Source organism: Pseudomonas sp. P4795, from assembly GCF_048822895.1.
Taxonomy (GTDB): Bacteria; Pseudomonadota; Gammaproteobacteria; order Pseudomonadales; family Pseudomonadaceae; genus Aquipseudomonas.
The window spans coordinates 374,409-396,514 of sequence record NZ_JBMFBT010000006.1 but is presented as its reverse complement, the minus strand read 5'-3'; the positions used below and the strand labels follow the sequence as shown (position 1 = coordinate 396,514).

Sequence of the window (22,106 nt, the reverse complement as noted above, 5' to 3'; positions counted from 1 at the left end):
ATGAACGATCACAACAACAATATTCAGCTGGAAACCGCCATGACCACGACCACCATGACCATGATCCAGGCCCTGCGCTCGGCCATGGACGTGATGCTTGAACGCGACGACAACGTCGTGGTATTCGGCCAGGACGTCGGCTACTTCGGCGGCGTGTTTCGCTGCACCGAAGGCCTGCAGACCAAATACGGCTCTTCGCGGGTGTTCGACGCACCGATCTCCGAAAGCGGCATCGTCGGCGTGGCGGTGGGCATGGGCGCTTATGGCTTGCGTCCGGTGGCGGAAATCCAGTTCGCCGACTACGTTTACCCGGCGTCCGACCAGATCATTTCCGAAGCAGCGCGTCTGCGTTATCGCTCGGCGGGTGAGTTCACCGCACCGATGACCCTGCGCATGCCTTGCGGTGGCGGCATCTACGGTGGCCAGACTCACAGCCAGAGCATCGAGGCGATGTTCACGCAGGTCTGCGGTCTGCGCACTGTCATGCCATCCAACCCATACGACGCCAAAGGGTTGCTGATCGCCTCCATCGAAAATGATGACCCGGTAATCTTCCTCGAGCCGAAACGCCTGTACAACGGCCCGTTCGACGGCCACCACGACCGCCCGGTAACCCCGTGGTCGAAGCACCCTGCCGCACAAGTTCCGGACGGTTACTACACTGTGCCGCTGGACGTCGCCGCGATCACGCGTCCGGGTAAAGATGTCACCGTGCTGACCTACGGCACCACCGTGTATGTGTCGCAAGTGGCTGCTGAAGAAAGCGGCGTCGATGCTGAAGTCATCGACCTGCGCAGCCTGTGGCCGCTGGACCTGGAAACCATCGTCAACTCGGTGAAGAAAACTGGCCGTTGCGTGGTGGTTCACGAAGCCACTCGCACCTGCGGTTTCGGCGCCGAACTGGTGTCGCTGGTGCAAGAGCATTGCTTCCATCACCTGGAAGCGCCAATCGAACGCGTCACCGGTTGGGACACCCCCTACCCGCACGCGCAAGAGTGGGCGTATTTCCCTGGGCCGTCCCGAGTGGGCGCGGCACTGAAACGGGTCATGGAGGTCTGAATGGGCACGCACGTAATCAAGATGCCGGACATTGGCGAAGGCATCGCAGAAGTTGAACTGTCACAGTGGCACGTCAAGGTCGGCGACCTGGTGGTTGAAGATCAGGTGTTGGCGGACGTGATGACCGACAAGGCGATGGTCGATATTCCGTCGCCGGTGCATGGCAAGGTCATTGCGCTTGGCGGTCAGCCAGGTGAGGTGATGGCGGTTGGCAGTATTCTGATCAGCATTGAAGTTGAAGGCGCGGGCAATTTTAAAGAGTCTGCCGCGCCGGCAACTGCGTCTCCCGCGCCACTGGCAGCCTCTACAGTTGAAGCCGTCGTTGAAAGCAAACCAGCCGCCGCGCCGCGTTCGGCTGCTGTATGCCAAGGCCCGATGGTTGCCCGCGAAGCAAATGAGCGTCCACTGGCCTCACCCGCCGTGCGTAAACACGCGCTGGATCTTGGCATTCAATTGCGCCTTGTGCGCGGCAGTGGCCCGGCCGGTCGCGTGCTGCACGACGACCTCGAAGCCTATTTGGCGCAAGGTCAGTCCAACGCCTCCGCGCCTGCATCTGCCGCTTACGCCCAGCGTAACGATGAAGAGCAGATTCAGGTGATCGGTATGCGCCGCAAGATTGCCCAGCGCATGCAGGACGCCACCCAACGCGCCGCTCACTTCAGTTACGTCGAAGAAATCGACGTCACCGCGATTGAGGAGCTGCGCGCGCACCTCAACGAGAAACACGGCGCCAGCCGTGGCAAGTTGACCTTGTTGCCATTCCTGGTGCGAGCGCTGGTGGTTGCCCTGCGTGACTTCCCGCAAATCAACGCGCGTTACGATGACGAGGCTCAGGTGATCACGCGCCTCGGCGCCGTGCATGTCGGCGTCGCCACGCAAAGCGATATCGGCCTGATGGTGCCAGTGGTGCGTCACGCCGAAGCGCGCAGCCTGTGGGACAGCGCAGCGGAAATCTCGCGTTTGGCCAACGCCGCGCGTAATGGCAAGGCCAGCCGCGACGAGCTGTCCGGCTCAAGCATCACCCTGACCAGCCTCGGCGCGTTGGGCGGGATTGTCAGCACGCCGGTGTTGAACCTGCCGGAGGTGGCCATCGTCGGCGTGAACAAAATCGTCGAACGGCCGATGGTCGTCAAAGGCCAAGTGGTAATTCGCAAGATGATGAACCTCTCCAGCTCCTTCGATCACCGCGTGGTCGATGGCATGGATGCAGCGCTCTTCATCCAGGCCATTCGCGGTCTGATCGAACAACCTGCCACTTTGTTTGTGGAGTAAGGCATGCAAACTTTGAACACCACGCTGCTGATCATCGGCGGTGGGCCTGGCGGTTATGTGACGGCGATTCGTGCCGGACAATTGGGCATTCCGACCATTCTGGTTGAAGGCCAGTCGCTGGGCGGCACCTGCCTGAACATCGGCTGCATTCCGTCCAAAGCGCTGATCCATGTGGCTGAACAGTTTCATCAGACGCAGCATCACAGCCAGCATTCGGCGCTGGGTATCAGCGTCTCGGCGCCAACCCTCGACATCAATAAAAGCGTCGAGTGGAAGGACGGCATCGTTGATCGCCTCACCACCGGCGTCGCCGCGTTGCTGAAAAAGCACAAGGTTCAAGTCATCAATGGCTGGGCCAAAGTGATCGATGGCAAAACCGTAGAAGTCGGCGACACCCGCATCCAGTGCGAACATCTGGTGCTGGCGACCGGTTCGAAAAGCGTCAATTTGCCGATGCTGCCAATTGGCGGGCCGATCATCTCCTCTACCGAAGCCCTGGCGCCGAAGTCGGTGCCAAAACACCTGATCGTGGTCGGCGGTGGTTACATCGGTCTGGAACTGGGCATCGCTTATCGCAAACTCGGCGCCGAAGTCAGCGTGGTCGAGGCGCAGGAGCGGATTCTGCCGGCCTACGATGCCGAACTGACGCAACCGGTGCACGAAGCGCTCAAGCAACTTGGCGTGAAGCTCTATCTCAAGCACAGCGTTGAAGGTTTCGACGGCAGCTTGCAGGTGCGCGATCCAAACGGCGACACGCTGAATCTGGAAGCGGATCAGGTGCTGGTGGCCGTGGGTCGCAAACCCAACACCCAAGGCTTCAACCTCGAAGCATTGAATCTGGATATGAACGGCTCGGCGATCAAGATCGACAGCCGCTGCCAGACCAGCATGCGCAACGTCTATGCCATCGGCGACTTGAGCGGCGAGCCAATGCTCGCTCACCGCGCCATGGCTCAGGGCGAGATGGTCGCCGAACTGATCAGCGGCAAAACCCGCGACTTCAACCCGACGGCTATTGCTGCGGTGTGCTTCACCGATCCGGAACTGGTGGTGGTCGGCAAAACGCCGGACGAAGCTGCGGCTGCCGGACTGGATTGCATCGTCTCGAGTTTCCCGTTTGCCGCCAATGGTCGAGCGATGACGCTGGAATCGAAAACCGGTTTCGTGCGGGTGGTCGCTCGTCGGGACAATCATGTGATTGTCGGCTGGCAAGCGGTCGGGGTTGGCGTGTCTGAATTGTCGACGGCGTTCGCGCAGAGCCTGGAAATGGGCGCGCGACTGGAAGACATCGGCGGCACCATTCACGCCCACCCGACTTTGGGTGAAGCGGTGCAGGAAGCGGCGTTGCGTGCGTTAGGGCACGCTTTACATCTGTAAACGCCAACCCCTGTGGCGAGGGAGCTTGCTCCCGCTGGGCTGCGCAGCAGCCCCAAATCGGCCAAAACCGAATATCCGGTGCACTGCGTTACCGGTTTTGCCAGTGCTTCGCACTGGAGCGGGAGCAAGCTCCCTCGCCACAAGCGCTCAAGAATGAAGTATTGTTGTGCCCATCCAAAAAACGTCAGAAGCCTTGAACCGTTCCGGCGGTTGTTCAATGATAGAGGGTGTCATGGGTAACGAGAGCATCAATTGGGACAAGCTGGGTTTTGACTACATCAAAACCGACAAACGTTTTCTGTCGTACTTTCGCAATGGCGAGTGGGACAAAGGCACCCTGACCGAAGACAACGTGCTGCACATCAGCGAAGGCTCGACTGCCCTTCACTATGGCCAGCAGTGCTTCGAAGGTATGAAGGCCTATCGTTGCAAGGACGGCTCGATCAACCTGTTCCGTCCGGACCAGAATGCCCTGCGCATGCAACGCAGCTGCGCGCGCCTGCTGATGCCGTTCGTTGAAACCGAGCAGTTCATCGAAGCCTGTAAAGCCGTGGTTCGCGCCAACGAGCGTTTCATTCCGCCTTACGGCACTGGCGGCGCGCTGTACCTGCGTCCGTTCGTGATCGGCGTGGGTGACAACATCGGCGTGCGCACTGCACCCGAGTTCATCTTCTCGATCTTCTGCATCCCGGTCGGCGCCTATTTCAAGGGCGGCCTGACCCCGCATAACTTCCAGATCTCCAGCTACGACCGCGCGGCCCCACAAGGCACCGGCGCAGCCAAGGTCGGTGGCAACTACGCCGCCAGCCTGATGCCAGGCTCGAAAGCGAAAAAAGCCAACTTCGCCGACGCCATCTACCTGGACCCGATGACTCACACCAAAATTGAAGAAGTAGGTTCGGCCAACTTCTTCGGGATCACCCACGATAACAAGTTCGTCACCCCGAACTCGCCGTCGGTACTGCCGGGTATCACCCGTCTGTCGCTGATCGAGCTGGCCAAGTCCCGTCTGGGCATGGAAGTGGTTGAAGGTGATGTGCTGATCGACAAGTTGTCGGACTTCAAAGAAGCCGGTGCTTGCGGTACCGCTGCGGTGATTACGCCGATTGGCGGGATCAGCTACAACGATCACCTGCATGTGTTCCATAGCGAGACCGAAGTGGGTCCGGTTACCCAGAAGCTCTATAAAGAGCTGACGGGTGTGCAGACTGGCGATATTGAAGCGCCGGCGGGCTGGATTGTTAAGGTTTGATCTGACACCAGATGTACAAAAGCCCCCACCGGAAAACCGGTGGGGGCTTTTTATTAGCTTCGCTCGCTGCCTTTCATGGCGATCCGCTTACCGGAACGTCCGGCAATCCCACTCGCCTGCCCATTCTGCTGCTTGCCCATCCGCGCCTGCGTAATCAACCCCGGAATCAATTCCCCCTCCGGCAGATTTTTCCAGAAGCGCACCGGCAAATGCCCCTGCATCACTTTCGGGTTCAACCGCGCCGGATTGAAAATATGGCTGTAGTACGTCAGCCAAAGCTCCCCATGTGGATCCTCAACATTCTGTGCCAATTGCTGCCACTCCACCGGACACTCGCGTTGATGCACCAGTTGCTCACCATCGTAATAAACCCCATCGCGCGGCGTAGCGATCAACCAGCGATGACGCCCCATGCGCGCAATGAAATGCTCGCTGGCCTTATGCAAAATGTCGTGGGCCGGTTCATGCCAGGCCACGTACTCCGGACCCGCACTGCCTGGCGGCCGCTCGATGAATCGCACGAACGCATGCAAATGATGGGCTTCGCGTTGCACCTGCTTGATCCGCCGCTGCAATTCGCTGCCGAGTTTGTCGCCGGCCATCATCGCCGTGCGGTCACCATGGCTGACGCGCCACAGCACCTCATACAACAGACTCCAGCGCTGATCGCCACGGTAACGAGCGGCACGCTCGAGGGTGTCGAGCAGTGCGCGCGGGATCCGCGCCTGAAACGGCCCCTGCCCTTCGGGCACGTGATGATCGTTGGCAAACAGATCGCTGACCCCTTCCGTGGCCCAGCCCACCAGACTCGGGTCGACTTCATGGCTGAGCAGCCAACGCGCCTGCTGGCGCCAAGTCTCGAACAGGTCGTCACAATCGAGATTGATCATCCCCACAACCCCATCTGTTGCGGCATCGGCCGGTCGCGCAGCTGCTGATAAAGCATCTGGCTGGTGACTTCGGCCTGCTGCGGGTGGTAATCGCTGGTGATGATGAACGGCTTCGCTTTGGACAGCACACAGCGCATGCGAGTCAGGTCTTCATAGCGAATGCGCCGCTGACGGCGTAGTTCCACCAGCCGCTCGGTGGTGCGCAGGCCGATGCCGGGGATGCGCGAGATCAACGAGGCTTCGGCGCGGTTCAAGTCCAGCGGAAACACTTCGCGATTCTGCAGCGCCCACGCCAGTTTCGGATCGATATCCAGCGCCAGATGCCCCGGCCCTTTGAACAATTCGCCAGCGCTGTAGCCATAGCTGCGCAACAAGAAATCGGCCTGATATAAACGGTGTTCGCGCATCAGCGGCGGCGCCGCGAGTGGCACGTTTTTCGGGCTGTTGGGGATCGGGCTGAACGCCGAATAATAGACCCGGCGCAACCGGAAGTTGCCGTACAAGGCCTGTGCGCTGTGCAGGATGGTGCTGTCATCGGTGTCATCGGCGCCGACGATCATCTGCGTGCTTTGTCCGGCCGGAGCGAATTTCGCCGAGCGCGGTTCGTTCAATACAGTCTGCACGCCGGTGTAGATGGTGCTCATCGCCTGCTTGATCGAACCGATGTCCTTCTCCGGCGCCAGGACTTGCAGGCTAGCATCGGTCGGCAACTCGATGTTGACGCTCAGGCGATCGGCATAGCGGCCGGCCTCCGCAATTAAAGCCGGGTCGGCTTCAGGAATGGTCTTGAGGTGGATGTAGCCGCGGAATTCATGTTCCTCGCGGAGCAATTTCGCCACGCGGTTGAGCTGCTCCATGGTGTAGTCGGCCGAGCGAATGATCCCGGAGCTGAGGAACAACCCGCTGACGCAATTGCGCTTGTAGAAATCCATGGTCAGCGCCACCACTTCCTCCGGCGTGAAGCGTGCGCGTGGCACGTCACTGGAGCGGCGGTTGACGCAGTATTGGCAGTCGTAAAGGCAGAAATTGGTCAGGAGGACTTTCAATAGCGAAACGCAGCGCCCATCCGGCGTATAGCTGTGGCAAATGCCCATGCCATCGGTTGAACCCAAGCCGCTTTTGCCTTCCGAGCTGCGCTTGGGCGCGCCACTGCTGGCGCAGGAGGCGTCGTACTTGGCGGCGTCGGCGAGGATGCTGAGCTTGTCGATGATTTGCATGGCACTGACTCTATACTGTTCGCATATACAGTATAGAGCCGAGTCAAATTCGACAAGATGCAAAACGACCCTTCGTCAGTTGGATCGCAAATCCCCCGTAGGAGCTGCCGAAGGCTGCGATCTTTTGATCTTGCCTTCATCCACTACCTCAAACCCAAACCGCAAAACCAACTCCTTGCGCCCCACCGCCGTTAAAGCCAACGCCCGACTGTCCAGATCCTGCACCACCCACTTACGCTTCATCGCGACTTGCAACAACGCTGCCCCAAGCGATCCGCCCAGATGCGGCCGACGCATGCTCCAATCAAGACACGGGCAAGCAAACCTGCGCCGCATCGTCGACAAGTCCGCAACCTCAATCCCCAGCCCCTCAAACAGCGCCTCACCGCTCTCGCTCAAGCGATACGCCCGCTCATCGGTCTCCACCAGCCATCCCGCCGCCAGCAAGCGGTCATGCAGCAACACCGCCAGCGTTCCAGCCATGTGGTCGTAGCAAGTGCGGGCAAATTGCAGCCGATCCGGCGTGTGCGGCTTGAAAGTCGGCGCAGGGTTGTGGCCGATCACCATCAGCGCCTCCAGCGCTTGGGCCACGCGCTTGTCAGCCAGGCTGTAATAACGATGGCGGCCCTGCACGTGCAAACGCACCAACTCCAGCTCTTTAAGTTTGGCCAAGTGCGCGCTGGCGGTCGAAGCGCTGACTTCGGCGATGGCCGCGAGCTCCGTACTGGTGCGCGCATGGCCGTCCATCAACGAGCAAAGGATTTTGGTGCGCGCCGGTTCGGCGATGGCGGCGGCCACCTGCGAGACGCCGATGTCGTGCTGTTGTGCCTGCATACTTCGCTCCAGAACGAATCAAGGCCCTGACGGACTGGAGATAGTAGCAACACTTTTCCCACAGACAAGGCTGCGAACCATGGACCCGATCATCGCTGCGACTCATGCCGATCCCTATTCTTATTACGCCGAGCTGCGCGTCGAGGGCGGTTTGACCTTTCATCATGGACTGAAGCTGTGGGTCGCCAGCAGTGCGCGCGCGGTTTGCGCGGTGTTGGCTCACGCCAATTGCCGTGTGCGTCCTACGCAAGAACCAGTGCCCAACGCCATTGCTGGCGGATGGGCGGGTCAGGTGTTCGGCCAATTGATGCGCATGAATGACGGTGAGCGCCAGCGTTGCCCGCGTTCGGCGATCGAGCCGCAATTGGCCTTGATTGATATGGCTGCGATCAAGGCACTGGTTGCCGCGCGGCTGATCACGCCCGACGCTGACGGCTTATATAAGGCAATGTTTCGCGGCCCGGTATGCGTGGTCGCGGCGCTGCTCGGTTTCAACCCGACGCAGGCTCGGCTGATCAGTGAACTGACAGCGGATTTCGCCGCGTGTCTGTCGCCGTTGAGCAATGATGTGCAGTTGGACGCGGCGCACCGCGCGGCGGAGCAATTGCGCGGGTATTTCGTTGAATTGTTGGCCGAGACGAATGCGTTCGTGGCCAGTATTCAGCGCGGTTTTTCCGCGGATGAGGACGCGCTGATCGCCAACCTGATCGGCCTGTGTTCGCAGACGTTCGAAGCCAGCGCCGGGTTGATCGGCAATGCCTTGCTCGCCCTGCATCGCGAACCGAGATTGCGCAGCGCAGCGCCGGATGAGCTGTTGGCCGAAGTGCAACGCTTCGATCCGTCGGTGCAGAACACCCGGCGTTTTGTCGCGGCAAGTTGCGAGATTGATGGCGTTCGGCTCGAAGCAGGTGATGTGATTCTGGTCCTGCTGGCCTCGGCCAATCGTGATCCGGCGATCAATGAGCAGCCCGACAAGTTTTTGCTGGATCGACCGAACCGTCGCAGCTTCAGTTTCGGCAACGGGCGGCATCAATGTCCCGGGCAGGTGCTGGCGATGGCCATCGCCAGCGCCACGGTGAGTCAGATCCTCGCGCAAGGCATTGATCTGGATCGACTGACCTGGCATTACCGCCCTTCGCTCAATGGCCGGATTCCGCTGTTCAGCATCTTGGGCGTCTGATAGTCCGCTATCGCGGGCAAGCCCGACTCCCACAGTATTTCGCGTCGTACATGAAATTCGCGAACACACATCGAACCCTGTGGGAGCGGGCTTGCCCGCGATGAGGCCCGGAAAAACGCAGCATCATTTCAGCATCATCCGGCAGGCTACATCGCCTTGCGCCTTTGCCTACAACTACGCCAGAATCCGCCGATTGTGCGGTTTGGGGGCTACCGGTAACTTGGTTCGCATCACTGAATGTTCAGTGATCGGGTTTAGTCGCTCGGGAACCACAAACCATGCATAAGCTCCAGCTAGTCAGATGTTTCCTATATCTGCACTCTATGGCGGCTGTGCGCAGGGCACCTTCGAGTGCACCGGGTTTGGTGGGTTACCCGGCGACTAACCTGTGCACAGCTGCCACCTCAGTGTTTAGTCGCAAGGTGGTGTCAGCTTCATTAAAGGGAAACCCTCAATGTTCAAACCGACACCAAATCCGCCAGAAACAGACGCCCCAACCGAAGCCGATCCAGCCTCGCCCTACTCCACCCTCGATTCAAGCAAACTCCACGACGCCGCCGAACGCGCACTCGACCACTACCTGAAACCCCAAGCCCCGAAACGCCGAAAACCCAGCACCATGTTCCTGATCGCCCCCGAAACCGATCAAGAAACCCTCCTCGCCCACGCCTGCGAATCCATGGCCTCGGCCAGCGTCATGCTCAGCGACTTCGCCGCCCTGCTCGACGCGCCCTACCGCAACACCGTGCTGGGCATCGCCCAAGTGGTCATGGGCGGCGAACTCGCCGTCAACCGCGCCCTCGACAACATCGATCCATCGACCTGAGGACATCACCGTGACAATAAAAACCGATGCACACGTCGTCGCCGCGCTGATCTCCATCGGCCTCAATGATCGAGACAGCCAATGGGCGCAGAAGGCCTGCCTGATCCTCGTCGACAGCGAAAGAGAATCCATCGTCGCCTCCGCCGTCACCGCCCTTGGCGACATGGCCCGGAATCAAGGCGAACTGGATCGGGAGCGCGTATTGCCAGCGCTGGATAGAGTTAAACGCAGGTTTCCGGGGCTGACAGGTACGGTGGCTGCGGTGTTGGATGATTTGGCGATGGTTGCCTGATTAACCAGCAGAGCAGATAAAAACACCCGATGCGTTCATTTATGAATGCAGCGGGTGATTTGTTTTCGCGGGAGTTTAAAAGTGAGCCTGATCTATCAAGACCCAACGATGACCCATGATCGAGCACTGAGGCTCTTGGCCAGTGGCGCGGATGCGGAAACTGCCGCCGCATTAATTTCAATTGGCTTAAACGAATCCGACAGAATCTGGGCGCAGAACACGTGCCTGAAACACTTCGAAGCCGAAAGCGAATTGGTTGTGGCAGCAGCCGTGACCGCGCTCGGGCACATAGCGCGCAGGCACGGCGAGGTAGATAAAGAATCGGTCATCCCTGCGCTCGATACCGTCAAAACAACTTTCTCAGCCTTGGCAGGAGTTGTTGAAGACACGCTCGATGATATTCACGCTTTTACCTGACCAAGTGAGCGTTCGAATAAGGAATGGTGATGAGCAACCTGACCTCTCATCACCACCTTCCTCAATCCTCCCGCGTCAGAACCTCCAACAACTCAATCTCAAACACCAAATCCGAATTCGGCGGAATTTTACCCATTGTCCGCTCGCCATAGCCCAAATGCGCCGGCACCCGCAGTTTGCGCTTGCCGCCGACCTGCATTCCCATAATCCCCTGATCCCAACCTTTGATAACCCGGCCAGTCCCGATCACGCACTGGAATGGCTTGCCGCGACTCCACGAGGAATCAAACTCGGTGCCGTCCTCCAGCCATCCGGTGTATTGGGTGGTAATCAGCGCACCTTTGACGGCGGCTTTGCCCTCGCCGATTTGCAGGTCGATGATTTGCAGTTCGTCTGTCATGGTTGTTTACTCGATTCGTTGGCCCGGTCGGGACGCGGGCGGACTTTTTCGCAGAAACCGCCGCCGATGGCAATCCACGGAACGGAAACTCTCGCCGCTGCTCACATGCTTATCGACATCGTTTTAAGCCAGGGAAGCTCTGATGACCGACTCCAGATTGCTGCGCAGCTTCATCCCGCCCTACATCCTCAACCGAATCATTGCACACGGATCGGAGCCGCAACGTGCAGCGGCGATGGTCACCCTTAATCATGTCCGCAGCCTGCTGCCCAATCCCGGCCCGACGTCGCGTTTCCCGGAGCGGGCAGTTCTGCAGGAACACGGCAAACCGGGCCTGGCCCAACGCAGCGTGCATGACGCACAAAACAAGATGCTGTTGCCGGGCGTGCAGGTGCGCGCCGAGGGGCAACCGGCTTCGGGCGATCCGGCGGTCGACGAAGCCTATGACGCGCTGGGCGCCAGCTATGATTTCTTCTGGAAGGTACTTGGCCGCGACTCGATCGACAATCAGGGTTTTGCCCTGATCGGCAGCGTGCATTACGGCCAAGGCTACGAAAACGCATTCTGGAACGGTGCACAAATGGTCTTCGGCGACGGTGATGGCGAAATCTTCCAGCGCTTCACCCGCTCGCTGGACGTGATCGCCCACGAACTGGCGCATGGCGTGACCGAAAGCGAGGCCGGTTTGATCTATGCCAACCAATCCGGCGCACTGAACGAATCGCTCTCGGATGTGTTCGGCGTGCTGACCAAACAATACGCACTCAGCCACACCGTCGAACAAGCCGACTGGCTGATCGGCGCCGACCTGCTCACACCGAAGATCAAAGGCAAAGGCCTGCGCTCGATGTCCCACCCCGGCACTGCGTACGACGATCCGTTACTCGGCAAAGACCCGCAACCGGATCACATGCGCAAATTTGTCATCACCACCGAAGACAACGGCGGCGTGCACATCAACTCCGGGATTCCCAACCGCGCGTTCTATCTCACGGCCAGGGCCATGGGCGGTTTCGCCTGGGAAAAGGCCGGGCGTATCTGGTACGACACACTCTGCGACAAGCGCTTGAGCCGCGACGCCACGTTCGAGGCGTTCGCCCAACTCACGGTCGCACAAGCCGCCAAGCGCTTCGGCGCCAGAGAAGTCGCGGCAGTCCGTCAGAGCTGGGCACAAGTCGGCATCGAATTATCCGAGGAGGCTGTATGAAAACCCTGCCCGAACTGGGCGACGATTCAGTGGTGCGCGTGTCGCGTCAGGGCGGCATGGCGGCGATTCACAGCCTGAGCCGACCTCGGGAAATCGAGTTCGCGCAGTGCGACATCACCCAGCGCACGCGCATCTGCTCGGTGCTGGAGGGTTGCTTGACGCTCGACAGCAGCGAATCCGGCCGTGGCGATCAGCGTTTTTATCAGATCGAAGTGCGCTATGGGACGGGCGAAATGACCCTGAAAGTCCCGGAAGATCAGGCGCCGGGGGAACTGGTGCACCTGTGGGACAAAGGACAGTTGCTGTAGGACGCGCCACGAGATCCGGTTAACGTTTAAACTGGCGCCATTCGAGAATTTACAAGCTGAGTAAAACGCATGAACCGTCGCAAGAAATTGAACCAGATCCTCAAAGCCAACGCCAAAAAGGCCAGCGCGAAACTCGCGCCAAAGAGCAAAGACAAGTACATCAGCAAAGCTGATCGGGCGAAGCTAGAGGCTGAAGGCGGTCAAGAAACAGTCGTTTCTTCCGAGAACTGATAACCAAAGGGGGACAGATTTATTTATAAAATAAATCTGTCCCCCTTTTTTCATTTCAGGACCAGACAACCTCTTACGCGATTTTCAACGCCTTCAGAATGATCAACGACGTCTCGGCAAACACTCGCGCCTGTTCGGTCAGTTCGGCGATGTTTTCTTCGGCCGTGCTCAGCGGCTGGTTGTCCTTGAGGATCACTGTGCCCTGGTTGCCGATAATGCCCCATGCCAACTGAGCCCATTCGCCTGGCAGCTTTTTGCCCTGTTTGATGGATATCAGGAACAGTTGCTGGAAGCGGCTGACCGGCACGCCGCCGCCCGTGACCGGGCTGGCCAATACCTGGATGTTGTTGTTGAACAGCGAGCGTCTGCACAGTTGCAAATTGAGGGTATTGCACTGGTCCTGCACCAGTTTCTCGGCCGCTTCACTCTGACACGGGGCCGCAGCGCCCATACCGATCAACACGTTGATGGCCTGTTCGAGGTCGTCATAAGCCATCGAAGGCAGCGCCCCCAACAACTGACGCAGGGTTTTCGGTGCGTAGGCTTTGGCCGCCAGCGCTTCCAGTACAGGGCCGTAGATCTCTTCCTGCAACGAAGCTTCGCCGGCAGGACCGGTGACCGAACCCGGCACGTTTGCAACTACTTGCAGCAGCACAAACCGGGTGTTGAGCATGCGCTCGCGATGCTCCGGGGCAGACAGTCGGGTGGCGCCGCGCACGTACAGATCTCGGCGAAAATTCTGATTGACGAAGTAATCCCGCGCCTGCTCGCGCATGATCGGGTGCTCGATGCCCTCGAGAAAATCCATACCTTCTGCGCTCAAGTTGAGCGGGGCTACCGAATCCAGCGGCACGGCAGTCGTGGCGTAGTCGAGTTTGGCCCCAGCCAGGGCATCCACCATGTCGGTGAAATAGATGCAGTCCCAGCTGCGGTTGAAGTACTCATGGGCGACGTACTGGCGATTCTGGCCCTTGATGTTCTCCAACTTGGCACCAAGGCTCGGCGCTGAGTGGGCGTACTTCGGATTGGCCGCCAGCAGCGCTTCGGAAAATTGCAGCGCTGCATCGATACGCTGATCCGGGCGCGCGCAGGCCTGACTGGCAAAGCGATCGTGCAGGCTGAACAGTTGGCGCAATGGAGCCGAAGGCGACCAGCCCGGGAAGCAGTTGTAACTGACGTACAGCAACCCTCCTGGCTTGAGGTGACGCCGGGCGAATTCGACAATCAGCTTCTGGTTGTCACGGCTGACCCAACTCCAGATGCCATGCAGACTGATGCTATCGAATTGCGGCAAATCATTGCGCGCCAGCAACTGCTCGAAACTGTCGTCATACAGCCGTGCATTACTGTTGCAGGCAGTTGCCAATGCACTTGCGTGGGCGGCCTGGCCGGGATGGAAGTCGGTGCCTACATAGGAGCCCGGATTGGCTGCGGCATGGATGTTGATCGAAACACCTTGGCCAAAACCCAGTTCGCAGTGATAGCCGTCCGTACTCTCCAGACTGGCAAAACCACGCAGCAACAAGCAATAACGCTGAAAAACCGGGTTGATTTCCCGGCTATACCCGTAGGTGTAGCCCTCATCGGTGAAATAACCTTCATTCCAGGCGTTGCTCATACGTGCATCCTTCATAGGGCGAGTGAAAGGTTGCTCTTATAAGGGGTTGGGATTACCAACCACAAGTGCCACAGGGCAGAGATTTACTATTCATGCATAAATCTCTGCCCTTTTAGCTTGTTACAAGCTGGTTGCGCCCAAGCGCCTTGGCGCTATACAACGCCTGATCTGCCGCTTCGATCAAACCTTGCACCGGGTCCAGACGCGAACCAGTGGCGGCGGCAATCCCTATGCTGACACTCACGCGACCCAATGGGCTGGTGTCGTGGCTAATGTTCTCCTGGCGCAAACGGTCGAGGATAAGTTGCGCCACAACCTGCGCGCCCTCACTGTCCGTATTGGGCATGATCACGCCTATCTCTTCACCGCCATAACGCGCTACCAGATCCGACGGTCGACGTACGCACTCCTCAATCGCTTGACTGACTTTCTGCAGGCAAGCATCCCCGGCAACATGCCCAAGGGAATCGTTGAACAGTTTGAAGTAGTCGATATCAATCATCAAAAGCGCCAAATACGTGCCTTCGCGCTGAGCACGTCGCGCCTCCAGGGCCAACGTCTCATCAAAGCAGCGCCGATTCGCCAAACCTGTCAGCGCATCCTTGAGTGCCAATAACTCCAATTGCCGATTAGATGAAAGCAACTGTTGTTGAGCGCCCCTCAGCTGCCCCTCTACTTCGGTGCGCCGACGGATATCCAGCATCAAAAACCAACCAATCAGGCCCGTAAGCCCCAGCAGTCCCGTGACCACTACTGCCGACAGCAAGGCCTCCATCCGCCATGCCGTGAGGGCTTCACGCTTGCCGAGCGCGACGGTCGTGATCAGCGGCAGTTTTTCACTCTTGCGAAAGGCGTAAAGTCGCTCGACGCCATCCAGACTGGACGTGAGCGACGCAGTACCAACGGATCGATCCACCAGATATTTCGCGTAAATCGGCGACTTGGAAAAGTTGCGCCCCATGTCCTGCTCGCGAAACGGATAGCGCACCAGCAAGGTACCGTCGGTGTAAGACAACCCGATGGCCCCGTCCTGCCCGACGTCAATTTTGCCGAACAGGCGCAGGAAGTTTTCCACCCCCAGAGTCACCGCCACCACCCCGGCAAACTCCCCGTGAACATCATTGAAACGGCGGCTGACGGTGATTACCCATTCCAGATTGGAACGGCTCTGGATGGGCGGACCGATGAAGGTCTCGCGGGATGGATCGTCGCGATGATGAATGAAATAGGCACGGTCACTGCTGTTCGCCCCGGCCGGAATCGGCCGATTGGAAGACATCAGCCAGCGTCCCTGATTGTCGTAGATGGTGATGCCACTGAGCTGGGGCATCAGCGGTTCCTGGCGATCAACCAAGGCCCTGAGTCGCTCGATCTGCATGGGGCCACTGCCTTCGGTTTCCAGGCGTTCGACGAGTCCGAGCAACAGCAGCGAGCTTTGGCGGACGATGCCTTCGGAGTAAGTGGAAAGCGCCTGGGTAAGGTTCAACCCATGGACATCGACTTCCTCCAGCGCTCGATCGCGGGAGGCCAGCACCTTCCAGACAGTCAGCGAGGCCAGGGAACAGCCGATGACCAGCAGCAAAAGCACAACGAGGCGGGTATCACGTTTCACGTCATTACCTTAGGGAAAGTCCGATTTTCCGTTTCAGCTATTGGATCCGGGCAATAACGGCGACCGTATGTCCTTCTATTGAATCAGGATATAAGTGGCCGTGCACTACTGCAGCAACAGATCAGGGCGACGTTTTTACCCGAACAGTGCTCGAATGCAATCAGCCATCCGTGGCCAATTGTTGCAACAGGCTTAACGCACCACCGGCTGAATCTCGACAATCGTGCCGTTCGTGATCATCACCATCACGTACTTGTCGTTGATCTGCACCCACTGCGATTGCTCGACCGGTGCCTTGAGGCCACGTTTTTTCCAGTCTTTCAGCGCTTTGTCTTCACGCTGATAAACGTCCGGCGCGCGGTCGTTGGCTTTCAGTTCACGTCCGCCAGCAGGCGAATGTTGAACGGTGTCGTTCGAGGTTTCGGCCGCTTGAACGATCGGGGTGATCCCGGCGATGCCTGCGACGAGGGCCAGGCTGGCAATCAGGGTTTTGCTGTTCATGGGTCAACCTCTTGAGTGTTAAGTACCAGAACTCCGACTGCGCAGCGCTGGAAACATTCCTTGTGAATGGCTGATTTTTCTGCGGAGAATTGCGACAGACGCCCCCTATCTCCAGGAGTATGTGGTGTGCCGGCGGATCAGCCTTTATCCTTGTCGCCCCCGCCGTACCGAGTGTCTGGAGTCCCGCTCATGCCCCATGAAGGCAATCTGTTGCAAGCCGCCGTCGTCTTTCTGTTCGCCGCCGTGCTCACCGTGCCGCTGGCCAAGCGTCTACAATTGGGCGCGGTGCTCGGTTATCTGTTTGCCGGGGTGATCATCGGCCCGTCGGTGCTGGGCCTGATCGGTAATCCGCAAAGCGTCAGCCATATCTCGGAACTGGGCGTGGTGTTGCTGTTGTTCATCATCGGTCTGGAGCTGTCGCCACGACGTTTGTGGGTGATGCGCAAAGCGGTGTTCGGTGTTGGTCTGGCGCAGGTGCTGCTGACTGGCTCGGTGATCGGTGTGTTGGCGCTGTTTGTCTTCGGCCAGTCGCTGAACAGTGCGATCGTGCTCGGCCTCGGTCTGGCGTTGTCGTCGACTGCGTTCGGCCTGCAAAGCCTTGCCGAGCGCAAGGAACTGACCAGCCCCCACGGCCGCTTGGCGTTTGCGATTCTGCTGTTCCAGGACATCGCCGCGATCCCGTTGATTGCGCTGGTGCCAATGTTGGCCGGCGGCGATCACACGACCAGCGCCGCCGAGGATCTGAATCACGGTTTGCGCGTACTTGGCAGCATCGCCGTGGTGGTGATCGGTGGACGATATCTGTTGCGTCCGGTGTTCCGCATTGTGGCGAAAACCGGCTTGCCGGAAGTCTCTACAGCGACCGCGCTGCTGGTGGTGATCGGCACGGCGTGGCTGATGGATCAGGTCGGCGTGTCGATGGCGCTCGGCGCGTTTCTCGCCGGTCTGCTGCTGGCGGATTCGGAATACCGGCATGAGCTGGAAGCGCAGATCGAACCGTTCAAAGGTCTGTTGCTCGGGCTGTTTTTCATCAGCGTGGGCATGGGTGCGAATTTGAGTCTGCTGCTCAGCGCACCGATCACCGTGCTGGGTCTGACGCTGCTGTTGATCGCGCTGAAATTGCCGCTGTTGTTCGTGGTCGGGCGATTGGCCGGTGGGTTGAACAAGGTAAGCGCGATCCGTCTCGGTATTGTGTTGGCGGCGGGCGGAGAGTTTGCGTTTGTGGTGTTCAAGATCGGCCGCGATCAGGGCCTGTTCGAACCACGCCTATATGACCTGCTGGTGCTGACCATCACCCTGTCGATGGCGGTCACGCCGTTGTTGCTGTTGATCTGCGCGCGGCTGGTCAGCCCGAAAGTGCAACCTGTGGAAGTGCCGGAACAATTCCGTCAGATCGACACCGATGCGCCACGCGTGGTGATCGCCGGCATGGGCCGGATGGGCCAGATCGTTGCGCGGATTCTGCGCGCGCAGAACATCAAGTTCGTGGCGCTGGATACCTCGGTGGAAACCATCGAACTGTCGCGCAGTTTTGGCGGCGTGCCGGTGTTCTATGGTGACCCGATGCGCCCGGAGATCCTCAATGCGGCCAAGGTCGGGGAAGCGGAATATTTCGTGATTGCCACGGATGATCCGGACACCAACATCAAAACCGCCGAGATCGTGCGCAAGCTGTATCCGCACATGAAAATCATCGCCCGAGCGCGTAACCGTCAGCATGTGCATCGCTTGGTCGATGTGGGGGCTGAAGCGGTGCGAGAGACTTACTATTCGAGTCTGGAAATGAGCCGGCGCACGCTGGTCGGACTTGGCCTGACTCAAGCGCAGGCTGATGCGCGGATCAAGCGCTTCAAGCATCACGACGAACAAGTGCTGGAAGCGCAACACGCGGTGTATGACGACGCGGCGAAAGTCCTGCAAACCGCCCAGGAAGCGCGGGCGGAATTGGCCAGATTGTTTGAATCCGATCACCTGGAAGAACAGTCCGGTAGATCCTGAGCCTTGCACAGATCCAAATGTGAGAGCCAGCCTGCTGGCGATAGCGCCAGTTCAGCCACCATCACCGGTGACTGAACGGACGCCATCGCTGGCAAGCCAGCTCCCACAGAGTTTCCAGTGCATCCGCAAAAACTCATCCATGCGGCAAAGCCGCCCCACTCAACGATGAGCGTTAGCTCGAGTAAAGCTCTTGATCTCGAGCGCCCGTCGGCAGGCTGAGTGGAGGGATTGATCAGGGGGTGGGAGCGCAGCGACCGTTTGGCGCAGCCAAACACATCGAGAGGAGGTGCAGCGCAGCAAACCGGAGGCGATGCCCCCGGATCAATCCCGGAGCGAAGGAACCCGAGCCCCAGCGAGGGCCGAACGTCAGGGTAAAGCCTTTTGGGTTACCTTTTCGGCGTCTGGAAAAGGTGACCCGCCGTAAGGGCGGAACCCCAGGAAGCCGTTACCGCAACAACGGATATGTACTCAGTCAAAAACAGGTTTGGGGGCTTCCCCCCAAACATAGAATCTCCCACAGGGTTCAGGCCATCTCCAGCTCCCGTTCTGCCGCGACCGGTGCCACTGCAAATCGATCCGCCAGAAACGGCGTGATATCCAGCGGCAACGGCTCATCGTTGACCATTTTGTCCAGCAACACCCCGGTAATCGCCGACGTCAGAATCCCCGTGCGGAAATGCCCGCAAGCATTCAAATAGCCTTCCACCCCCCGCATCGGCCCAAGAATCGGTAGCTCATCCGGCGAACCCGGACGCAGCCCCGCCCACGTACGCTTGAGGTTGATGTCAGCCAGTTCCGGCAGGCAACGCACCGCGCCCTGCACCAGCCCGGCGATTTCCGGCCAGGTGGTGGTGACGTCGAAGCCTTTGTCTTCGGTGGTGCTGCCAATCAGGATCTCGCCGTTGTCCTTTTGCGCCATGTAGCAATCGCTGGTGGTCAGGCAGCCATTGAGAATTTTCGGCAGGCGTTCGGTGAGCAGAATCTGACCCTTGACCGGTTTCACCGGGATGCGAATGCCGGTGGCCCACTCGCTCAAATCTGCAGCCCAGGCACCGGCAGCGTTGATCAGGGTTTTGCAGTGGAATACGCCGGCCTCGGCCGTTTGCACGCCGGTCACGCGCGTGCCGTGGTGCAACACGCCGGTGATGTTGGTGTTGACGTACATGTCGACGCCGTTCTGACGCGCGCCTTCGGTGTAGGCATCGGAGAGACGGAACGGGCTGACCTGATGGTCGCAGAGAAACTCCAGCGCCCCGCGCGCTTCGTGGCTGACGCTCGGTTCGGATTCGCGCAGTGCCGCCTGATCGAGCCAGCGCACCTGATCCGCCAGGTGCGGAATGCAGCCGACGATGTGTTCGGCGTAGGCGCGATCCTCGTCGTCATAAATCACGAACTTCAGCCCGGTCTTCTCGAATTTGAAATCCATCCCGTGGTTGTCTTTCAACTCGCGGTGCAGCGCCGGGTACAGCGCGTTGGACTGCAAAGCAAAATCGAAGAATGAGTCGGGCAGAATGTGCGGCGTACTCGAATCCACCGCCACTGCCGCACCTTGCGTTTCGCGCTTGCGATTGGCCGACATCATGCGGAAGAAAATCACCCCGCAGCCCAGCCCCACCGACTCGCCGATCGCCCACAAGCCACCGGCCGAAGCGCGGGTCGCATTGCCCGGACGCTTGGCGTCGATCAGCGCGACTTTGAGGTTTTTGCGTTTGGACAACTGATAGGCGATGGAAGCGCCGATCACACCGCCGCCAGCGATGACCACGTCATAGAACTTACTCATGGGAAACGGCCTCCGTGCCGAGGGACTGGAATGCGGAAAAGGGAATCGGATCAATCGGGAAACGCGGGCGCAGCCAGCCGACATCCTGGCGACCTGTAGCCTGACGCAAGCGGTCACTGCAATAGCCGACGCACATCCGCCCCTGACAGTCGCCCATGCTCACGCGGGTGCGCATTTTCAGGCTGGCGATGTCTTGCACGCCTTGCTCCAGCGCCAGATCAATGTCAGCGCGGGTGGCGTGTTCGCAGCGGCAGATCACCGTGTCGGCGGCCGGCAATGCGGTTTGGCCGACGCCGCGTTCGGTGTAGCGATCGACCGCCGCACGGAAGCGCACGATGGCTTTGAGCTTGCCCAGATAACGGTCACGACGAACTCGCGCCAAGTCTTCTTCGAGCACACCGCGTTGCAGCAGGATCGAGGTCGCGGCGATCTTGCCGGCGAGCATCGCTGCTTCGCCGCCGCGAATCCCGCCCATGTCACCGGCCAGATGCACGTGCGCTTCGTTGCTTTGCTGCCATTCATTGGCGTTGGCGCGCAGATAACCGTCATCGCTGAAGCCGTGATCCAGCCCCATCTGCTGACTGAGTTGAGTGCGCGGAATGAAGCCGTAGCCGACCGCCAGGGTCTGCGCTTCGAAGCGCTCGACGCGGCTCATGTCGGCCTCCCATGTCGCCGAATACGGCGCCACGCTGACGCTCTTGAGTTCGCCTTCACCGTGCGCTTCAACCACGCCCCAGCCGTAATTCATCGGGATGCCATGCAGTTTCAGGTAGGCGAGCATGCTCAAGCCATCGAGGAACAGTTGCGGTTTGTTCAACAGTGCCAGGCTCTCGCGGGCGATCTTGCCGAAGGCGCAGGCCTCATACACCCCGGCCACTTTGACCCCGGACGCGTGCAGCTGCGTCGCCACCAGCGGCAACAACGGCCCGGTGCCGGCGATCACCACCGGGCCTTGCGGTTTGACCACGCCGCTTTTGATCTGCAATTGCAGACCGCCCAGCATGATCACCCCCGGCAGGGTCCAGCCGGGAAACGGCACGCTGCGTTCGTGGCAACCGGCGGCCAGCAGCAACTGCGGATACTCGATCTCGTGCAGATGCTCATCGCCATCCAGCACCACCAGCGAACGCGTGCCCTCAGCGCCAACCACGCGGTGATTCAGGCGCACGTCGATCAGCCCGGCCTGTTCCTGAAATTCGCCATGCAGTTTGCTCAGCGCCTCGGAGTAGCGCGGCCCCAAGTAATCAAGCTGCACGCCATCGCGCAGCGGCCCGCGATAGACCACGCCGCCGAGGCGCGAGGCTTCTTCGAGCAGGGTCGAGCGCACGCCGTGGCGCGCCAGTTCAATGGCCGCCGCCATTCCCGCCGGACCACCGCCGACGATCACCGGTTGCAGGCTCATACGACCTCCTGCCCGTGGATGCGGTTGACCTGGGTTTCAATCAGCATGCCGTCGCGCACCACGGTCTGGCAGGCGCGCCGTTTGTGGCGGCCGTTGATTTTCACCAGACAGCATTGGCACACGCCCATGCCGCAATAGGCACCGCTGATCTGATCGTGATCATTGCGTGCAACCTGGCGCACGCCGAGGGCTTGAATGACGCTGAGGACGGTTTCGCCGATGGCGGCGTTGACCGGTTGGCCGTTGACGTGGACGGTCATGTCCGCCTGCGCCAAAGGCTGGATATCGAAGGTTCTTTCTTGGCAGTGCATTGCGTTGATCTTCCGTGAAATGTTCAGTGAGTTTGCGACAGCTCCTTGCTGCACTACACCTGACCGGCTCGTGGGGGTTATCTCTCTATCGGGCCGGCAGGGTTACTCCGTCAGCGGCA

General features: G+C 59.6%; 22 protein-coding genes. 12 read left to right on the top strand and 10 right to left on the bottom strand.

Going from position 1 to position 22,106, the window contains the following annotated elements:
* The 4 genes from ACOI8A_RS19865 (at position 1) to ACOI8A_RS19850 (ending at position 4,960) form a co-directional block, all read left to right on the top strand.
* The gene (locus ACOI8A_RS19865; RefSeq protein ID WP_402804330.1) at positions 1-1,059 is read left to right on the top strand and encodes an alpha-ketoacid dehydrogenase subunit beta; all 1,059 of its coding nucleotides are present in this window, start codon (positions 1-3) and stop codon (positions 1,057-1,059) included.
* Positions 1,060-2,331, top strand: coding sequence for a dihydrolipoamide acetyltransferase family protein (locus ACOI8A_RS19860; RefSeq protein WP_420648890.1), 1,272 nt, complete (start codon positions 1,060-1,062; stop codon positions 2,329-2,331). It begins immediately after the preceding gene.
* Positions 2,332-2,334: 3 nt separating this feature from the next.
* Positions 2,335-3,708 carry a dihydrolipoyl dehydrogenase gene (lpdA, locus tag ACOI8A_RS19855; RefSeq protein ID WP_420648891.1) on the top strand — a complete coding sequence of 458 codons (1,374 nt, stop codon included), beginning with the start codon at positions 2,335-2,337 and terminating at the stop codon, positions 3,706-3,708.
* 232 nt (positions 3,709-3,940) lie between these two features.
* Positions 3,941-4,960, top strand: a complete 1,020-nt coding sequence (locus ACOI8A_RS19850) for a branched-chain amino acid aminotransferase (RefSeq protein ID WP_420648892.1) — start codon at positions 3,941-3,943, stop codon at positions 4,958-4,960.
* A 53-nt stretch (positions 4,961-5,013) separates the two neighbouring features.
* Here ACOI8A_RS19850 and ACOI8A_RS19845 read toward each other — a convergent pair whose 3' ends face one another.
* From ACOI8A_RS19845 to ACOI8A_RS19835, 3 genes are all read right to left on the bottom strand, one after another.
* The gene (locus ACOI8A_RS19845) at positions 5,014-5,850 is read right to left on the bottom strand and encodes a TIGR03915 family putative DNA repair protein (RefSeq protein ID WP_420648893.1); all 837 of its coding nucleotides are present in this window, start codon (positions 5,848-5,850) and stop codon (positions 5,014-5,016) included.
* A complete protein-coding gene (locus tag ACOI8A_RS19840; RefSeq protein WP_420648894.1) occupies positions 5,847-7,067 on the bottom strand; it encodes a putative DNA modification/repair radical SAM protein in 1,221 nt (406 codons plus the stop codon). Before ACOI8A_RS19840 ends, ACOI8A_RS19845 begins: the two co-directional genes overlap by 4 nt.
* A gap of 75 nt (positions 7,068-7,142) precedes the next feature.
* Entirely contained in the window at positions 7,143-7,901 is a 759-nt protein-coding gene (locus tag ACOI8A_RS19835) for an ArsR/SmtB family transcription factor (RefSeq protein WP_420648895.1), read from the bottom strand.
* A gap of 79 nt (positions 7,902-7,980) precedes the next feature.
* Between ACOI8A_RS19835 and ACOI8A_RS19830 the strand changes: the two genes are divergently transcribed.
* The 4 genes from ACOI8A_RS19830 (at position 7,981) to ACOI8A_RS19815 (ending at position 10,616) form a co-directional block, all read left to right on the top strand.
* Entirely contained in the window at positions 7,981-9,081 is a 1,101-nt protein-coding gene (locus ACOI8A_RS19830; protein WP_420648896.1) for a cytochrome P450, read from the top strand.
* A gap of 454 nt (positions 9,082-9,535) precedes the next feature.
* Complete coding sequence (locus ACOI8A_RS19825; RefSeq protein ID WP_420648897.1) at positions 9,536-9,907, top strand: DUF6124 family protein; 372 nt, start codon at positions 9,536-9,538, stop codon at positions 9,905-9,907.
* A gap of 10 nt (positions 9,908-9,917) precedes the next feature.
* On the top strand, positions 9,918-10,199 hold the full coding sequence (locus tag ACOI8A_RS19820; protein WP_420648898.1) for a hypothetical protein: 282 nt from the start codon (positions 9,918-9,920) through the stop codon (positions 10,197-10,199).
* An 81-nt stretch (positions 10,200-10,280) separates the two neighbouring features.
* Complete coding sequence (locus tag ACOI8A_RS19815) at positions 10,281-10,616, top strand: hypothetical protein (RefSeq protein WP_420648899.1); 336 nt, start codon at positions 10,281-10,283, stop codon at positions 10,614-10,616.
* Between the two features lie 61 nt (positions 10,617-10,677).
* On the opposite strand, the gene ACOI8A_RS19810 is transcribed toward ACOI8A_RS19815, so the two are convergent.
* Positions 10,678-11,016, bottom strand: a complete 339-nt coding sequence (locus tag ACOI8A_RS19810; protein WP_420648900.1) for an FKBP-type peptidyl-prolyl cis-trans isomerase — start codon at positions 11,014-11,016, stop codon at positions 10,678-10,680.
* 142 nt (positions 11,017-11,158) lie between these two features.
* On the opposite strand from ACOI8A_RS19810, the gene ACOI8A_RS19805 reads away from it, so the two are divergent.
* From ACOI8A_RS19805 to ACOI8A_RS19795, 3 genes are all read left to right on the top strand, one after another.
* Positions 11,159-12,223, top strand: a complete 1,065-nt coding sequence (locus tag ACOI8A_RS19805; protein ID WP_420648901.1) for a M4 family metallopeptidase — start codon at positions 11,159-11,161, stop codon at positions 12,221-12,223.
* Positions 12,220-12,531 (top strand): protealysin inhibitor emfourin, encoded by a 312-nt coding sequence (locus ACOI8A_RS19800; RefSeq protein WP_420648902.1) that lies wholly within the window; start codon positions 12,220-12,222, stop codon positions 12,529-12,531. Before ACOI8A_RS19805 ends, ACOI8A_RS19800 begins: the two co-directional genes overlap by 4 nt.
* Positions 12,532-12,600: 69 nt before the next feature.
* Complete coding sequence (locus tag ACOI8A_RS19795; protein ID WP_420648903.1) at positions 12,601-12,762, top strand: DUF2986 domain-containing protein; 162 nt, start codon at positions 12,601-12,603, stop codon at positions 12,760-12,762.
* Positions 12,763-12,835: 73 nt separating this feature from the next.
* Here the strand turns inward: ACOI8A_RS19795 and ACOI8A_RS19790 are convergent, their stop codons facing one another.
* The 3 genes from ACOI8A_RS19790 to ACOI8A_RS19780 all read right to left on the bottom strand — a co-directional run bounded on the left by ACOI8A_RS19790 (position 12,836) and on the right by ACOI8A_RS19780 (position 16,493).
* Positions 12,836-14,380, bottom strand: a complete 1,545-nt coding sequence (locus ACOI8A_RS19790; RefSeq protein WP_420651412.1) for a class I SAM-dependent methyltransferase — start codon at positions 14,378-14,380, stop codon at positions 12,836-12,838.
* 112 nt (positions 14,381-14,492) lie between these two features.
* On the bottom strand, positions 14,493-15,992 hold the full coding sequence (locus ACOI8A_RS19785; RefSeq protein ID WP_420651411.1) for a diguanylate cyclase: 1,500 nt from the start codon (positions 15,990-15,992) through the stop codon (positions 14,493-14,495).
* Positions 15,993-16,184: 192 nt separating this feature from the next.
* Complete coding sequence (locus ACOI8A_RS19780; protein ID WP_420648906.1) at positions 16,185-16,493, bottom strand: RcnB family protein; 309 nt, start codon at positions 16,491-16,493, stop codon at positions 16,185-16,187.
* A 189-nt stretch (positions 16,494-16,682) separates the two neighbouring features.
* Between ACOI8A_RS19780 and ACOI8A_RS19775 the strand changes: the two genes are divergently transcribed.
* Positions 16,683-18,491 carry a monovalent cation:proton antiporter-2 (CPA2) family protein gene (locus tag ACOI8A_RS19775; protein WP_420648907.1) on the top strand — a complete coding sequence of 603 codons (1,809 nt, stop codon included), beginning with the start codon at positions 16,683-16,685 and terminating at the stop codon, positions 18,489-18,491.
* 523 nt (positions 18,492-19,014) lie between these two features.
* Here the strand turns inward: ACOI8A_RS19775 and hcnC are convergent.
* The 3 genes from hcnC to ACOI8A_RS19760 are packed head-to-tail and all read right to left on the bottom strand — an operon-like array spanning position 19,015 to position 21,987.
* On the bottom strand, positions 19,015-20,274 hold the full coding sequence (hcnC, locus tag ACOI8A_RS19770; RefSeq protein ID WP_420648908.1) for a cyanide-forming glycine dehydrogenase subunit HcnC: 1,260 nt from the start codon (positions 20,272-20,274) through the stop codon (positions 19,015-19,017).
* Positions 20,267-21,676, bottom strand: coding sequence for a cyanide-forming glycine dehydrogenase subunit HcnB (hcnB, locus tag ACOI8A_RS19765; RefSeq protein ID WP_420648909.1), 1,410 nt, complete (start codon positions 21,674-21,676; stop codon positions 20,267-20,269). The genes hcnC and hcnB overlap by 8 nt, the downstream gene beginning before the upstream one ends.
* Positions 21,673-21,987: a (2Fe-2S)-binding protein gene (locus tag ACOI8A_RS19760; RefSeq protein ID WP_420648910.1), complete on the bottom strand. Its 315-nt coding sequence runs from the start codon at positions 21,985-21,987 to the stop codon at positions 21,673-21,675. Before ACOI8A_RS19760 ends, hcnB begins: the two co-directional genes overlap by 4 nt.
* Positions 21,988-22,106 lie beyond the last annotated feature (119 nt).

What these genes read in the sequence shown, in the direction of transcription:
- ACOI8A_RS19865 (WP_402804330.1), top strand. Translation starts at nt 1, where the DNA reads ATGAACGATCACAACAACAATATTCAGCTGGAAACCGCCATGACCACG.
- ACOI8A_RS19860 (WP_420648890.1), top strand. Translation starts at nt 1,060, where the DNA reads ATGGGCACGCACGTAATCAAGATGCCGGACATTGGCGAAGGCATCGCA.
- lpdA (WP_420648891.1), top strand. Translation starts at nt 2,335, where the DNA reads ATGCAAACTTTGAACACCACGCTGCTGATCATCGGCGGTGGGCCTGGC.
- ACOI8A_RS19850 (WP_420648892.1), top strand. Translation starts at nt 3,941, where the DNA reads ATGGGTAACGAGAGCATCAATTGGGACAAGCTGGGTTTTGACTACATC.
- ACOI8A_RS19845 (WP_420648893.1), bottom strand. Translation starts at nt 5,850, where the DNA reads ATGATCAATCTCGATTGTGACGACCTGTTCGAGACTTGGCGCCAGCAG.
- ACOI8A_RS19840 (WP_420648894.1), bottom strand. Translation starts at nt 7,067, where the DNA reads ATGCAAATCATCGACAAGCTCAGCATCCTCGCCGACGCCGCCAAGTAC.
- ACOI8A_RS19835 (WP_420648895.1), bottom strand. Translation starts at nt 7,901, where the DNA reads ATGCAGGCACAACAGCACGACATCGGCGTCTCGCAGGTGGCCGCCGCC.
- ACOI8A_RS19830 (WP_420648896.1), top strand. Translation starts at nt 7,981, where the DNA reads ATGGACCCGATCATCGCTGCGACTCATGCCGATCCCTATTCTTATTAC.
- ACOI8A_RS19825 (WP_420648897.1), top strand. Translation starts at nt 9,536, where the DNA reads ATGTTCAAACCGACACCAAATCCGCCAGAAACAGACGCCCCAACCGAA.
- ACOI8A_RS19810 (WP_420648900.1), bottom strand. Translation starts at nt 11,016, where the DNA reads ATGACAGACGAACTGCAAATCATCGACCTGCAAATCGGCGAGGGCAAA.
- ACOI8A_RS19805 (WP_420648901.1), top strand. Translation starts at nt 11,159, where the DNA reads ATGACCGACTCCAGATTGCTGCGCAGCTTCATCCCGCCCTACATCCTC.
- ACOI8A_RS19800 (WP_420648902.1), top strand. Translation starts at nt 12,220, where the DNA reads ATGAAAACCCTGCCCGAACTGGGCGACGATTCAGTGGTGCGCGTGTCG.
- ACOI8A_RS19795 (WP_420648903.1), top strand. Translation starts at nt 12,601, where the DNA reads ATGAACCGTCGCAAGAAATTGAACCAGATCCTCAAAGCCAACGCCAAA.
- ACOI8A_RS19790 (WP_420651412.1), bottom strand. Translation starts at nt 14,380, where the DNA reads ATGAGCAACGCCTGGAATGAAGGTTATTTCACCGATGAGGGCTACACC.
- ACOI8A_RS19780 (WP_420648906.1), bottom strand. Translation starts at nt 16,493, where the DNA reads ATGAACAGCAAAACCCTGATTGCCAGCCTGGCCCTCGTCGCAGGCATC.
- ACOI8A_RS19775 (WP_420648907.1), top strand. Translation starts at nt 16,683, where the DNA reads ATGCCCCATGAAGGCAATCTGTTGCAAGCCGCCGTCGTCTTTCTGTTC.
- hcnC (WP_420648908.1), bottom strand. Translation starts at nt 20,274, where the DNA reads ATGAGTAAGTTCTATGACGTGGTCATCGCTGGCGGCGGTGTGATCGGC.
- hcnB (WP_420648909.1), bottom strand. Translation starts at nt 21,676, where the DNA reads ATGAGCCTGCAACCGGTGATCGTCGGCGGTGGTCCGGCGGGAATGGCG.
- ACOI8A_RS19760 (WP_420648910.1), bottom strand. Translation starts at nt 21,987, where the DNA reads ATGCACTGCCAAGAAAGAACCTTCGATATCCAGCCTTTGGCGCAGGCG.